We start from the raw sequence: 12,917 nt of genomic DNA on the forward strand, positions 1-12,917 counted from the left end.
TTATTTCAAAATCAGCTTAAAAGGAATAGCATTTTGAGGATACAAAGGTAAAAGATATGCCAATACTAACAAATAGATATGTGTCTCTTTTTCTAAAATCGCCTCTTTGGGTTCCTGCAGCACCAATACCAGGCACTAAAGAAGGGTTTGATAGGTTTATTTGATTTGGTGAAGTTCCTACAATTTCCGGATTTTCTGGATAAACACCGCTAACATCATCCAGGTAATCGGTAAATGCGGTTCGATAACCTATTTCCGAAAAAATGCTCCAGGTATCTTTATAATTATAGCGTAAACCACCACCGTAAGGTATGGTTAAAACTGTAGTTGGATATGGATTTTCTCGCTTTTCGGTTGCAAGCCTATCCAACCTGTAGGTAGTTCCATCATATTTAGCGGTTGGTTTAAAATTCACAAAACCAACACCAGCAAATAGATAAGGTGTAAATCTACGGTTACCGCCAGTAATTTGATAATCGAAAAAATTAAAATCTAATAAAGCACTCCCTTCATTTAAAGCAGTTTTAAACTTTAAGTTACGATCTAAAAATTGCTGATTACTGGAATTGGCATCATTGGCCTCAATTTGGCCGTAATTATAGTTTAACCTTAAACCAAGATACGATGTGAAATTACGTTTAACAAAAGCACCGGCATTAAAACCACTAATTTGCACCAGGTTATTCTGATTTAAATCGCCTATGTAACCTGCGCCACCTACCGCAACGCCAATTTCCCAGGTACCGGGAACAGATTGTGCTTTGCATAGGTAAGAAAATGATAAGAAAAAAAGAATGAATAAAGTAGGTTTGTTTAGCGTCATACTCAGTAGTTACGGGTATCAATGCCCCATAATAATTTATTCCTTAACGTGTTTAAGTAAGTTTCATTGTTAAGACGAATAAGATTTACGCAAAAATCGGCCTTTTTGATACTAATTTTTACCGATCGCTCTACCGTAACCGTTCTGCTATCGCAGGATACCAGGAATTTTGATTCCCTTGCCTCAACTTCAAACGATAAAATATTATCATCAGGAATAATTACTGGCCTAACATTTAAATTATGTGGTGCAATTGGCGTAATGACAAAACTTTGCGAATCGGGATAAATAATGGGGCCGCCACAACTTAAAGAATAAGCTGTTGAACCTGTTGGTGTTGCAATAATTAATCCATCAGCCCAATATGAATTTATAAACTCGCCATTCATGGAGGCATGAATGATCATCATTGCCGAATTATCACGGCGGTGAATGGTAATATCATTTAGAGCAAAATTTTCTTCTCCGAATAAATTATTATCAGATTCTAAACGTAAAAGTGAACGTTCATCTAAAGTGTAATCTCCATGAATCAACGCTTTTAAAGCTGATTCTATTTCGCCCTTATTAATACTGGCCAGAAAGCCCAACCGGCCGAAATTTATCCCAATTACCGGAATACCTGAATTTCTGATTAAAGATAGCGTATCTAATAATGTTCCATCGCCACCTAAGCTCAACAAAACATCGGCAGTTTGCTTTAATTCTTCGTGGTTATGAAAAATGATGGTGTGTGCAGGTATTTTTATTTTACCATGCAAAGAGTTTTTAAATTTATGGTGCAGAACCGGCTGGATGCCATGATTTTTTAAATGGTCAAAGACTTCTTGAACGTAGGGTAAAACCGAATCGTTAAAGTCTCTACCATAAATTGCAATTCTCATATTGAAATTAAACGTTTAAATAGTTCATGAAAGAATCGAAACGCTCCTGAGAACCATCATCAACCTGAGTATTATTGTAAACTTCTTTAACCTGATAATTGTAACGCTCTAAAGATGCTACAAGTGATGTAATTTCTGTTTTGTTAACTTTTAAGGTAACTTCCAGCCTGGTAGAATCTTCGAAAGAATTTACATAAGATGATAGTATTTGTGCATTATCAGCTTCAACTATTTGAGCAATATGAGCCAGTGAATTATCGCGATTACTTATTTCCAATACGATAATTCCTCCAGGCTCGCTAACTGCATATAATTCAGCTACAGAATCTATAATATTATTGATGGAAATTAAACCTGCATAATTTTTTTGTTGATCCAAAACTGGAACGGCCGTTAATTTTAATGTGCTCAGTAACTTAACAACATCATAAGTGTGGGCATTGTTAAAAACAAATGCATTAAGTAAGTTAACAGACACATCTTTTATTAAAACCTCGTGATCACGAATTTCTAACAAATCATCTTCTGCAAGTAAACCTAAAAACTGGGCATCATTAACCACAGGCATATGCTTAAGCTTAAATTCGTTCATACGATCCAAAGCCTTTTGCACCGTGTCGTCCGTTTTTATTGGAGTTATAGCATTCGATATGATTTCCTGAGCAAACATTATTTTAATAATATCCTATCTAAAAATTTCTCTAAGTAAGCATTAAATATTTGAGGATGCTCCATCATTGGTGCATGCCCGCATTTATCAACCCAATTTAATTCTGAGTTGGGTAGTAACTGATGAAATTCTTCGGCAACTTCCGGCGGTGTAACTTTATCATTTTTACCCCAAATTAAGGAAACGGGAATGGTAATTTTTGATACTTCTTTAGCCATGTTATGGCGAATTGCCGATTTTGCCATGGTTAAAATGCGAATTACCCTTGATCTGTCGTTTACGGTTTTAAAAACCTCATCAACAAGCTCAGGAGTAGCCGTTGCAGGATCATAGAAAGTAAATTCTACCTTCTCTTTAATATAATCGTAACTTTCTCTGCGAGGAAATGAACCTCCAAAAGCATTTTCATATAAACCAGAACTGCCGGTAAGCACTAAGGCCTTTACAAACTCCTGATGCGCAACCGTAAAAACCAAACCAACATGGCCGCCTAAAGAATTACCAATAAGCACCACCTGACCATAATTTTTGTGCTTTAAAAAGCGATGAACATACCTCGACAGAGCTTTTACACCTAAAGTTAAAATAGGTAAATCGTATATGGGTAAAATAGGAACAACAACACGATAACGATCTTTGAATTGCTCAATAACAAGCTCCCAATTACTTAATTCGCCCATTAGACCGTGTAATAGCACCAGTGTTTCTCCCTTGCCGGTTTCGATATATTTAAATCCGTCTTCTTCTATTACCTGGTATTTCATATATAGTATTAGGTGGTATATTGCTACTAAGTTAGTAGAGTAAAATTAATTTTTGGCATTTCCGCACCATTTTTCTGAAATAAAACAGAATACGGTATAAAAATAATTGCTGGAGTATCAAGAAATAAGTATCAAGTAGTTAGTATCAAGAAGTTAGTATCAAGTATCAAGACAAGTAGTAGATATCAAGATACGCTAAAGATTTAATATTCTTGCATTAACCGTTCATCCTTAAGCTGAGTCCTATTTTTGGTCTTTAAGCTTTAGTCTTTTACCCTTAAGCCAGTTTTTCTTTAACAATTTCTGCAATTAGCTTACCATCTGCTTTACCCGCAAGCGCCTTATTCGCCATACCCATCACTTTACCCATATCTTTAACCGAAGTTGCGCCTGATTGTTTAATTACATCAGCAATTATTGCCTCAACCTCACTTCTATCTAATTGCTTAGGCAAGAATTGGTTAATAACTTCAATCTCTTCTTCTTCAACCTGATATAAATCTTCGCGATTTTGCTGCTTGTAAATATCAGCCGATTCACGACGTTGTTTAATCAATTTTTGAAGAATTTTCAACTCGGTTTCTTCGTCAATTTCTTCTATAGCACCTTTTTCCGTTTTAGCTAAAAGAATTGCTGCTTTTATCGCTCTTAAACCTCTTAACTGCGCATTATTTTTAGCCAACATGGCTTTTTTTATTTCCTGATCTATTTGTATCATCTGTTTTTAGTTTTTTGGTGATTGGTTTTTTAGTTTTTTGATAAGCTTTTCAACCTAAATAGCTATAAGACTAAAAAACCAACCAACTAATTTCTATTTATAAGCGTAGCCGTTGCTTGTGCAGTCGGCATAATTAACATATCATTAATATTAACATGCTTTGGTCTGCTTACCACATACCAAATTGCATCTGCAATATCATCAGCAATTAATGGTTCTAAACCTGCATAAACATTTTTTGCACGTTCTGCATCGCCCTTAAAACGAACTATAGAAAATTCTGTTTCTACCATTCCAGGGTTAATAGCCGTCACTTTAATATCATGCTTCAAAAGGTCAATCCTCATTGATTTGCTCAATGCATCAACTGCATGTTTGGTAGCACAATATACGTTTCCATTAGGATAAACTTCCTGACCAGCTATGGAACCAATGTTTATGATATGTCCTGATTTATTTGGAATCATCCAGTTGGAAACAATTTTGGTTACATAAAGCAACCCTTTAACATTGGTATCAATCATGGTATCCCAATCATCAGTATTACCTTTCTCAATTGGATCTAATCCCTGACTTAATCCGGCATTATTTACCAAAACATCTACCTTTTTCCAATCAGCCGGGATTGCATCAAAAACTTTATTTAGATTTTCTTTTTCACGTACATCTGCCAAAATCTGTTTAATTGTTATGCCATACTTATCCTCTAAATGATTAGAAATTTTAGCTAAAAGTTCCGTTCTTCGGGCTACCAAAACTAAGTTGTAACCATTTTGAGCAAATATATGTGCACAAGCTTCGCCAATACCCGAAGTTGCACCTGTAATTAAAGCAATTTTAGACATTTTGATAAATTCATAAACCGGAAAACATTTTATATGTAATCCATTATGGCAACAAAGGTAAGTTTTTTTGGTTTGCTAGTCTACTCGAAAAACAAGCTGAATGTAAAATGACGCAACTTGGTTTTATCCAAAGGATTTGCAAAAACAGTGTTGTCATGCTGTAAAATATCATTCATTGAATACGAAACTTTTATCTCTGGCGACATTTTAAAGTATTCGAAATATAAATCGAAACCAATTCCAGTTTCGTAAGAAAGATAATTTCTCTTGTTTTTTAACAGTTTATTAATTGGAGTTTCACCTTCATCAAAGGTCTTCTTTTTAGAAGCAATATCCATCGAATATTTTGCACCGCCGAGCCAGTAAACCCTGAAATTGTTTAACCTATTTGATTTTATTTTTAACCCTAAAGGGAACTCAAACATGGTGGCCTGAACTTTTTTATCTATAGAAGTTTGAAAGTTTGAGATGATTAATCCATCTACAGGAGCTTGCTGTTCGGGTCCTGGCTCATATTCATAACGAACAACTCTATCGCTAAAAATTAGTGATGGTGTTGCACGCAAATCAAAGTTTTCAGAAATTCTTCTGTTAACAACAAAACCTAAGCCAAAGCCAACTGATGGTGGACTTGATATTGCCCGCATGGGTTGTGTGATTTGCCTTCCGCTTTCTGGGCTGTAAGTAACACCATTGCCATCAACAGTTTCGTAAAAAGCATTTCGCCAGTTTGCAGCTTTTAAAATTTTGTATTCTGCAGAAATATATTGAAAGCTAAATCCAAAATGTAAGTCTTCATCATCTACGCCTCCACCCCAATTTTGAGCAAAAGCAGTTGTACTAACCATAAAAAAGAAGATGACAAAGCTTAATTTTTTTATCATTTAGAACCCGTATATATCGAACTAATTCCAAACGTTAAAATTGTTTGTTTGGTACTTTTAAAACCTACTTTTTCCATTAAAGTTGTAAAATCTTTTCCATCAGGGAAAGCGGCAACAGATTCCGGCAAATAAGTATAAGCTCGTGCATCTTTAGAAAATAACCGACCAAAAAAGGGTGTTATCTGTTTAAAATAGAAATTATATAATTGTTTTACAGGAAAAACCTTTGGTTTAGAAAACTCCAACACAACCAGTTTTCCGCCAGGTTTTAATACCCTGAACATATCACTCAAGCCTTGTTCTAAATGCTCGAAATTACGAACACCATAAGCAACTGTAATGGCATCAAAAGTATCATCAGCAAAATGCAAACCTTCTGAATCACCCAATTGAACCGAGAAAGTTTCATTTAAACTACGTTCGTTAATTTTCTTCTTCGCAACGTCAAGCATACCTTCAGAAATATCTACGCCGATAATCTTCTCTGGATGAAGTTTCTTAATTGCTTCAAAAGCAAAATCGCCAGTTCCGGTGGCAACATCAAGCATTATACGAGGATGAAGCGAAACCAATTCCTTTATTGCCTTCTTACGCCATAAAACATCTATGCCTAAAGAAAGGAAGTGATTTAAAAAATCGTAAGTACCCGAAATGTTGTTAAACATGGTTGCAACCTGCTCTTTTTTGGTTGCATTTTCTACTGGATATGGTGTAATGTTCTGATTCATGATATGAGGCAAAGATAAGGAAAAAGTCGTGAGTCTTTTGTCCGTAGTCAGAAGTCTGTAAGGCTAAACTATTCTAAAATCCAAAGTTTACATTTCAACGAGATTATTCCTTTTGGGCAACCGACTTCGGACTTCCGACTTCCGACTCAAAACCCTACCTTTGCACTATGATTATCAAAACGGCAACATTTGTTTGCAGCAACACCCAAATTTCGGCCTTACCTGCGCCTACAATGCCCGAATATGCATTTATTGGTCGCTCTAACGTAGGGAAATCTTCATTAATTAATATGTTGGTTAACCACCATGGTTTGGCAAAAACATCACAGCGTCCAGGTAAAACACAGTTAATTAATCATTTCTTAATTAACGAATCCTGGTACATTGTCGATTTACCTGGTTATGGTTATGCAAAAGTTTCTAAAACAAGCCGGGAGAAATGGGAGAAATTTATCCGTGCCTATATTACTAAAAGAGAAAGCCTGCAATGTGTTTTCGTTTTGATTGACAGCCGTTTAACACCTCAACAAATAGATATTGAATTTTGCTATTGGCTTGGCGAAATACAAATCCCATTTGCTTTACTTTTTACTAAGGCAGATAAACAAGGCATGAATGAATCACTAAAAAACGTTGCTGCATTTAAGAAAAAGCTTGGTGAATTTTTTGAAGAAGTACCAACAACAATAGTAACATCGGCAGAAAAATATACGGGTAAAGAAGAGGTTTTAAACTTTATCTATGAGGTGAATAAAGATTTCGTTAAGCCTATTATCAGTAAGTTTTAATCAGTCTGAAGCTAAATAAATTTCGTAAATACTAAAATGAAAAAATACTTTTCACTCGTATTATTCGCACACTCTATTTTTGCTTTGCCTTTCGCTATGATTGGTTTTTTTCTTGGCGTTACTACCACTGATAGCCCTTTTAGATGGGAAAAACTAATATTGGTTTTACTCTGCATGGTTTTCGCACGTAATTCGGCAATGGCTTTTAACCGTTATTTGGATAGAAATATTGATGCTAAAAACCCTCGCACGAAAATGCGTGATATCCCCGCAGGAAAAGTTTCTGCTAATGAAGCACTGATTTTTGTAATCGCCAATTGTGTTTTCTTTATCATATCTACCTTTTTTATTAATAGTCTCTGCTTTTACTTATCGCCAATTGCACTATTTGTTGTATTATTTTACAGTTATACTAAAAGATTTACAGCACTTTGCCATTTGGTTTTGGGCTTAGGTTTATCGCTAGCTCCTATTGGCGCATATATTGCAGTAACCGGGCATTTTGCATTGATCCCAGTCCTTTATTCTTTCGCGGTATTGTTTTGGGTTAGTGGTTTTGATATTATTTACGCTTTACAGGATGAAGATTTCGATCGTGAAGAAAATTTACATTCCATTCCATCAGCTTTGGGTATTAAAAATGCTTTAAATGTATCAGTGGTTTTGCATATACTTTCTGCAGCTTGCGTTATCATACCTGTTTTTTTTACAGAATTTAGCTGGGTTTATTATGTTGGAATCGTATTTTTCTGTTCAATGCTGATTTACCAACACCTACTTGTAAAACCAAACGATATTAGTAAAGTAAACAGGGCATTTCAAACTTTAAATGGATACGCTTCAGTTGTATTTGCCGTTTGCTTTTTAATTGATGCTTACATCAGAAACAAATGATAGATTATTAGTAAATGATAGAATGAGTGCGTTTTGAATGAGAGAATGTTTGGCTTTGTGCTTTAAAATATTCACTTAATCACGCATACAAAATTGAATAATTTAATAGATTATGATCATAAATAAAAAACCAAGAATATACATACCAAACGATTTAAGCATTACCTGGGAAAGCTTAGAACCGCTATTTACCGAATTACAAAATCGTGAAATTACCAGTGCTATTGAATTAGAAAAGTGGCTTAAAGATCGTTCGGAATTGGAAGCAGCTTTAGAAGAAGATTTTGCATGGCGATACATTAAAATGAGCTGCGATACGGCTAATGAAGAATTGGTTAAAAGCTTTCAATATTTTGCCACCGAAATCGATCCGAAAATATCTCCTTTATCTAACGAGCTGAATAAAAAATTTGTTGAAAATCCTTTTATGGATGATTTAGACAAAGAAAAATATTTTGTTTACAGCCGAGCAATTAAGAAAGCATTAGAACTTTATCGCGAAGAGAATATCCAACTGTTTACCGAATTGCAAGTTAAACAACAGAAATATCAAGGTATTACCGGTGCCATGAGTGTAGAAATAAACGGGCAGGAATATACATTAGAGCAAGCTTCTGTTTTTATTAAAGATTTAAACCGTGAAGTAAGAGAAAATGCATGGAAAACCATTCAACAACGCCGATTGGTTGATAAAGATGATTTGAATATCTTATTTGATGAGTTGATTAAATTACGTAATCAGGTCGCATTAAATGCCGGCTTTGAAAATTATCGCGACTACATGTTCCAGGCTTTAGGTCGTTTTGATTATACACCACAAGATTGCTATGATTTTGCTAATGCGATTGAAAAAGAAATTGTACCAATATTAAGAGAACAAGCCGAAAAGCGACGAGAATTATTAACGTTGCCTGAATTGAAACCGTGGGATTTAGAAGTAAGTGTAACAGGTAAACCTGCATTAAAGCCTTTTAATAGCGGAGCAGAATTAATTGATAAAAGTATTGCTTGTTTTAATGCCATTGATGAAAAGTTAGGTGAGAAATTAGCAACCATGAAGGCCAACAATCTTTTCGATGTAGAAAGTAGAAAAGGTAAAGCACCAGGCGGTTACAATTATCCTTTAGCAGAAACTGGCGCACCATTCATTTTCATGAATTCGGCAAACTCACTTCGCGATTTAACCACTATGGTTCACGAAGGCGGTCATGCAATCCATACTTTCTTAACAGCAAATTTAGAATTAAACGATTTTAAACATTGCCCGTCGGAAGTTGCTGAACTGGCTTCTATGAGCATGGAATTAATTTCTATGGATAATTGGGATGTTTATTTCGATAACACTGAAGATTTAAACCGTGCTAAGAAAGAACAGCTTGCCGATGTTTTAAAAACGTTGCCTTGGGTTGCAGTTATCGATCAGTTTCAACACTGGATTTATACAAATCCTAATCACACTGCAGCAGATAGAGAAGAAACATTTAAACAAATTTATAATCGTTTTGGTGCGGGTTTTGCCGATTGGACAGATTTAGAAAAAGAGTTTGGCAATGGATGGCAGAAACAGTTGCATTTATTCGAAGTTCCATTTTATTACATCGAATATGCCATTGCGCAATTGGGTGCCATCGCCGTGTGGAAAAATTACAAAGAAAATCCAGCAAAGGCTTTAGACCAATACCTGGCCGCTCTTGCTTTGGGATACACTAAACCAATGAATGAGATTTACGAAACTGCAGGAATCAAATTCGATTTTAGTGCAGAATATGTAAAAGAATTAGCCGATTTTGTAAAAGAAGAGTTGGAAAAGTTGGGATAGATTAGGGTTTAGGGTTTAGGGTTTAGGGTTTAGGGTTTAGGGTTTAGGGTTTAGGGTTTAGGGTCAATTCGATAAACATTAATTTGTTTTAAATTAAAAAAGTCGCAGCATACGTTGCGACTTTTTTGCTTTTTTCTGATAATCATTAAAAGATTTACTCAAAAAAATCTGCGGAGATAAGCGAAATCTGGGGAAGAAAAAGCTTACGTTACTCTGAATATTTCAATGTCTTTTTCGCAAGAAAGATGCTGAAATAAATTCAGCAAGACGTGTGGGATAAGCAATACGGCAATAAAACAACAAAATATTAAGTTTAAAAATCAAACTCAGGATAAAAAATCTGCGGTGATCTGCGGGAGAAAAAGATTAGATCCATATAATAAAATATCTCCCGCAGATTTCGCGGATTCACGCAGAGAAAAATCCACCTCAAATGCGTTGATACTGATTAAGATTCTAATAACAGCATTTTGTAAAATTTTGTTAATTGAGTTAAACATTGTTAAAAAGTCCCGTTTGATACACCTAATCATTTAGTTTAGTAGCATTATCCTTTCAAACGAGGAAAATACTAATCATCAGGCTATCAAATTAACATGAAACTAAGCTCTACGTTTTTCATATTACTATCTCTTTTTCTTCTGCCACAAGCGAAAGCTCAATTTACAAATGGTAAAATTTCAGGTTTATTGATTGATGAAAAAGGGAAACCAATTTCAGCAACAATAGTAGTGAAGAATTTAGGCGATACGACATTTGTAAAAAGAATTTCATCAGATGACAAAGGAAAATTCAGCTTTAACGATTTAACATTTGGTAGCTATTCAATTGCTGTAAATGCAGTTGGTTTTAAAACCATTAATGAAAAAGTAGAAATTACACCCAATCAATTTTCTATCAATAAAATCTATAAAATGGTACCTGAATCAAATGATTTAGGTAGTATAAATATCTCAGGAAAAAAACCTTTAATCGAAAGATTTAGCGACAAAACGGTGATGAACGTTGAAAATAGTCTGGTTGCCACAGGAAATACGGCACTTGAAGTTCTAGCAAAAATGCCTGGAGTTTCAGTAAGCCAGGATGGAATTATCAGTGTCAGGGGAAAATCGGGTGTTAATGTTTTGATAGATGGAAAATCGACCTTCCTTTCCAATGAACAATTGGCAACAAGGCTAAAATCTTTGAACAGTAATGAGCTGAAATCCATTGAACTGATTACAAATCCTTCAGCTAAATACGATGCCGAAGGAAATGCTGGAATAATTAATATTAAACTAAAGAAGAACGCTGGATTTGGTACAAATGGAAATATTGATTTGGGTTTTGGCTATGGGAAAAACCCTAAAAGTGACGCAGGGATTTCTATGAATCATAGAAATAAAAACTTTAATATTTTTGGAAGTTATACGAATAATAACAATAAGTATCAGGAAGATTTAAACATCAATAGAATTACTAATGATGGTGTTGCCGATACTTATTTCCACCAGTACAATACTCAAATTCGTTCATCACACAATAATAATTATAAATTCGGTTTGGATTATTTCCTAAACGAAAAAAACACCATTGGTTTTTTAACGACGGGCTATTTTAATAACGGACACGACAGTTCGAATGGCACAACGGATATCGGCACAAGCTTTATAAAAATAGATTCTTCCATTTTAGCTGATAATCCATCAACAAGTAAATATCGAAATCAGGCTTATAACCTTAATTACAAATCAGTTATTGATACACTTGGTCAGGAGTTTTCCGTTGATTTGGATTACGCACAATACCGCAGTGAAGAATATACCGTTTACAATAATCATTTTTCGGATGCGAGCGGTTATCAATATAAATCACCTTTAATTTTTAGGAATTTAACGCCTTCATTAATAAAAATTAAAGCTGCAAAAATTGATTATTCGTTACCATTAAATGCTAAAACAAAATTCGATTTCGGTTTAAAAAGTAGTTGGGTAAGTACCGATAATGATTTTAGATTTGAAAATCTGGTTGCTTCGCAGTGGCAAAATGATTTAACAAGAAGTAATCGATTTATATATGATGAAAACATCAATGCAGCTTACATTAATTTTAAACACGAATTCAAATCAACAAGTATTGAAGTTGGCTTAAGAACAGAACAAACCAACTCAAAAGGTAATTCTGTAAACGAGCAAAAAGTTGTTAAAAGAAGCTACTTCGATTTCTTCCCTAGTTTTTCTGTTAATCAAACTTTATCAGAAAATAATCAGTTAGGATTTTCATACAGCAGGCGAATAGATAGACCAGACTACAAATCCCTCAATCCATTCGTTTATTTTGTTGATTTGCACACGTTTAGTCAAGGAAATCCGTTCCTTAATCCACAATACACTAATGCTTTCCAACTTTCTTATAATTATAAAAAGAAACTCAACATTTCCTTGGGATACAGCATTACAAACAATCTCATTCTCGATGTTTTGCTACCTGATGATTTAAACAAAACCCTTTATCAAACTGTGCAAAATCTGGATAAACAATTCTCGTACGATTTAACAATCGGTTACCCAACAACCATAACCAAATTCTGGAGTATGGACAATACAGTTACGAGCACTTATAATCAAATAAAATCGGCAAATTTAGGCGGAATAGATTATGACAGGAAGAAAGTAAATTTCACGTTAAACAGTAGCCATAACTTCACGATTACACCATCAACCGCCGCCGAACTTTCTGGAGAATTTGTATCTGCTCAAATTTATGGAACTTACGCCATCAAGTCTTATTATGGAATTGATTTTGGCGTAAAAAAATCGTTCCTCGATAAAAAATTAAATCTGAAGTTTGCTATAAATGATATTTTAAACAGTAGAAAAGCCAGAATCAGCAGTGCTTTATCTACCTTAAATTACAACCTCACCCAAAAACAAGAAAGTAGAATTTTTAGGCTTAGCTTAAATTACAGTTTCGGCAGCAACGCTATTAAAGCTACAAGAGAACGAAAAACAAGTGTTGCTGATGAAGAGGGAAGAATAAAATAATAGATAACTGTATATAAAATTCTACGAACATTTTCGAAATCTGTGGGAGAAAAAAATTAGAGACTTGAAATAGAAAT

General features: G+C 34.5%; 12 protein-coding genes. 4 read left to right on the forward strand and 8 right to left on the reverse strand.

The genetic code is table 11. From position 1 onward, the window contains the following. Positions 1-16: 16 nt before the first annotated feature. The 8 genes from porG to ubiE all read right to left on the reverse strand — a co-directional run bounded on the left by porG (position 17) and on the right by ubiE (position 6,316). Entirely contained in the window at positions 17-823 is an 807-nt protein-coding gene (porG, locus tag IEV50_RS13725; RefSeq protein WP_188415275.1) for a type IX secretion system protein PorG, read from the reverse strand. A 2-nt stretch (positions 824-825) separates the two neighbouring features. After that, positions 826-1,707: an NAD kinase gene (locus IEV50_RS13730; RefSeq protein WP_188415277.1), complete on the reverse strand. Its 882-nt coding sequence runs from the start codon at positions 1,705-1,707 to the stop codon at positions 826-828. A gap of 7 nt (positions 1,708-1,714) precedes the next feature. Continuing rightward, positions 1,715-2,377 (reverse strand): CBS domain-containing protein, encoded by a 663-nt coding sequence (locus IEV50_RS13735; protein WP_188415284.1) that lies wholly within the window; start codon positions 2,375-2,377, stop codon positions 1,715-1,717. Further along, positions 2,377-3,141: an alpha/beta fold hydrolase gene (locus IEV50_RS13740; protein ID WP_188415287.1), complete on the reverse strand. Its 765-nt coding sequence runs from the start codon at positions 3,139-3,141 to the stop codon at positions 2,377-2,379. The genes IEV50_RS13735 and IEV50_RS13740 overlap by 1 nt, the downstream gene beginning before the upstream one ends. Before the next feature lie 277 nt (positions 3,142-3,418). Continuing rightward, positions 3,419-3,859: a GatB/YqeY domain-containing protein gene (locus IEV50_RS13745; protein WP_188415289.1), complete on the reverse strand. Its 441-nt coding sequence runs from the start codon at positions 3,857-3,859 to the stop codon at positions 3,419-3,421. A gap of 86 nt (positions 3,860-3,945) precedes the next feature. Then, positions 3,946-4,704 carry an SDR family NAD(P)-dependent oxidoreductase gene (locus IEV50_RS13750; protein WP_188415291.1) on the reverse strand — a complete coding sequence of 253 codons (759 nt, stop codon included), beginning with the start codon at positions 4,702-4,704 and terminating at the stop codon, positions 3,946-3,948. Between the two features lie 80 nt (positions 4,705-4,784). Then, on the reverse strand, positions 4,785-5,588 hold the full coding sequence (gene porT, locus IEV50_RS13755) for a type IX secretion/gliding motility protein PorT/SprT (protein WP_188415293.1): 804 nt from the start codon (positions 5,586-5,588) through the stop codon (positions 4,785-4,787). Continuing rightward, the gene (ubiE, locus tag IEV50_RS13760) at positions 5,585-6,316 is read right to left on the reverse strand and encodes a bifunctional demethylmenaquinone methyltransferase/2-methoxy-6-polyprenyl-1,4-benzoquinol methylase UbiE (RefSeq protein WP_188415295.1); all 732 of its coding nucleotides are present in this window, start codon (positions 6,314-6,316) and stop codon (positions 5,585-5,587) included. The genes porT and ubiE overlap by 4 nt, the downstream gene beginning before the upstream one ends. A 167-nt stretch (positions 6,317-6,483) precedes the next feature. Between ubiE and yihA the strand changes: the two genes are divergently transcribed. The 4 genes from yihA to IEV50_RS13780 all read left to right on the forward strand — a co-directional run bounded on the left by yihA (position 6,484) and on the right by IEV50_RS13780 (position 12,840). Then, entirely contained in the window at positions 6,484-7,104 is a 621-nt protein-coding gene (gene yihA, locus IEV50_RS13765; RefSeq protein ID WP_188415296.1) for a ribosome biogenesis GTP-binding protein YihA/YsxC, read from the forward strand. Positions 7,105-7,140: 36 nt separating this feature from the next. Continuing rightward, the gene (locus IEV50_RS13770; RefSeq protein WP_188415298.1) at positions 7,141-7,998 is read left to right on the forward strand and encodes a UbiA-like polyprenyltransferase; all 858 of its coding nucleotides are present in this window, start codon (positions 7,141-7,143) and stop codon (positions 7,996-7,998) included. A gap of 112 nt (positions 7,999-8,110) precedes the next feature. Beyond that, positions 8,111-9,817: a M3 family oligoendopeptidase gene (locus tag IEV50_RS13775; RefSeq protein ID WP_188415305.1), complete on the forward strand. Its 1,707-nt coding sequence runs from the start codon at positions 8,111-8,113 to the stop codon at positions 9,815-9,817. Positions 9,818-10,413: 596 nt separating this feature from the next. Then, on the forward strand, positions 10,414-12,840 hold the full coding sequence (locus IEV50_RS13780) for a TonB-dependent receptor domain-containing protein (RefSeq protein ID WP_188415310.1): 2,427 nt from the start codon (positions 10,414-10,416) through the stop codon (positions 12,838-12,840). Positions 12,841-12,917 lie beyond the last annotated feature (77 nt).

The organism is Pedobacter mendelii (genome assembly GCF_014635725.1).
Classification (GTDB): Bacteria; Bacteroidota; Bacteroidia; order Sphingobacteriales; family Sphingobacteriaceae; genus Pedobacter; species Pedobacter mendelii.

Bases quoted from the DNA above. Each gene is read 5' to 3' on its own strand.
- porG (WP_188415275.1), bottom strand. From the start codon at position 823: ATGACGCTAAACAAACCTACTTTATTCATTCTTTTTTTCTTATCATTT.
- IEV50_RS13730 (WP_188415277.1), bottom strand. From the start codon at position 1,707: ATGAGAATTGCAATTTATGGTAGAGACTTTAACGATTCGGTTTTACCC.
- IEV50_RS13735 (WP_188415284.1), bottom strand. From the start codon at position 2,377: ATGTTTGCTCAGGAAATCATATCGAATGCTATAACTCCAATAAAAACG.
- IEV50_RS13740 (WP_188415287.1), bottom strand. From the start codon at position 3,141: ATGAAATACCAGGTAATAGAAGAAGACGGATTTAAATATATCGAAACC.
- IEV50_RS13745 (WP_188415289.1), bottom strand. From the start codon at position 3,859: ATGATACAAATAGATCAGGAAATAAAAAAAGCCATGTTGGCTAAAAAT.
- IEV50_RS13750 (WP_188415291.1), bottom strand. From the start codon at position 4,704: ATGTCTAAAATTGCTTTAATTACAGGTGCAACTTCGGGTATTGGCGAA.
- porT (WP_188415293.1), bottom strand. From the start codon at position 5,588: ATGATAAAAAAATTAAGCTTTGTCATCTTCTTTTTTATGGTTAGTACA.
- ubiE (WP_188415295.1), bottom strand. From the start codon at position 6,316: ATGAATCAGAACATTACACCATATCCAGTAGAAAATGCAACCAAAAAA.
- yihA (WP_188415296.1), top strand. From the start codon at position 6,484: ATGATTATCAAAACGGCAACATTTGTTTGCAGCAACACCCAAATTTCG.
- IEV50_RS13770 (WP_188415298.1), top strand. From the start codon at position 7,141: ATGAAAAAATACTTTTCACTCGTATTATTCGCACACTCTATTTTTGCT.
- IEV50_RS13775 (WP_188415305.1), top strand. From the start codon at position 8,111: ATGATCATAAATAAAAAACCAAGAATATACATACCAAACGATTTAAGC.
- IEV50_RS13780 (WP_188415310.1), top strand. From the start codon at position 10,414: ATGAAACTAAGCTCTACGTTTTTCATATTACTATCTCTTTTTCTTCTG.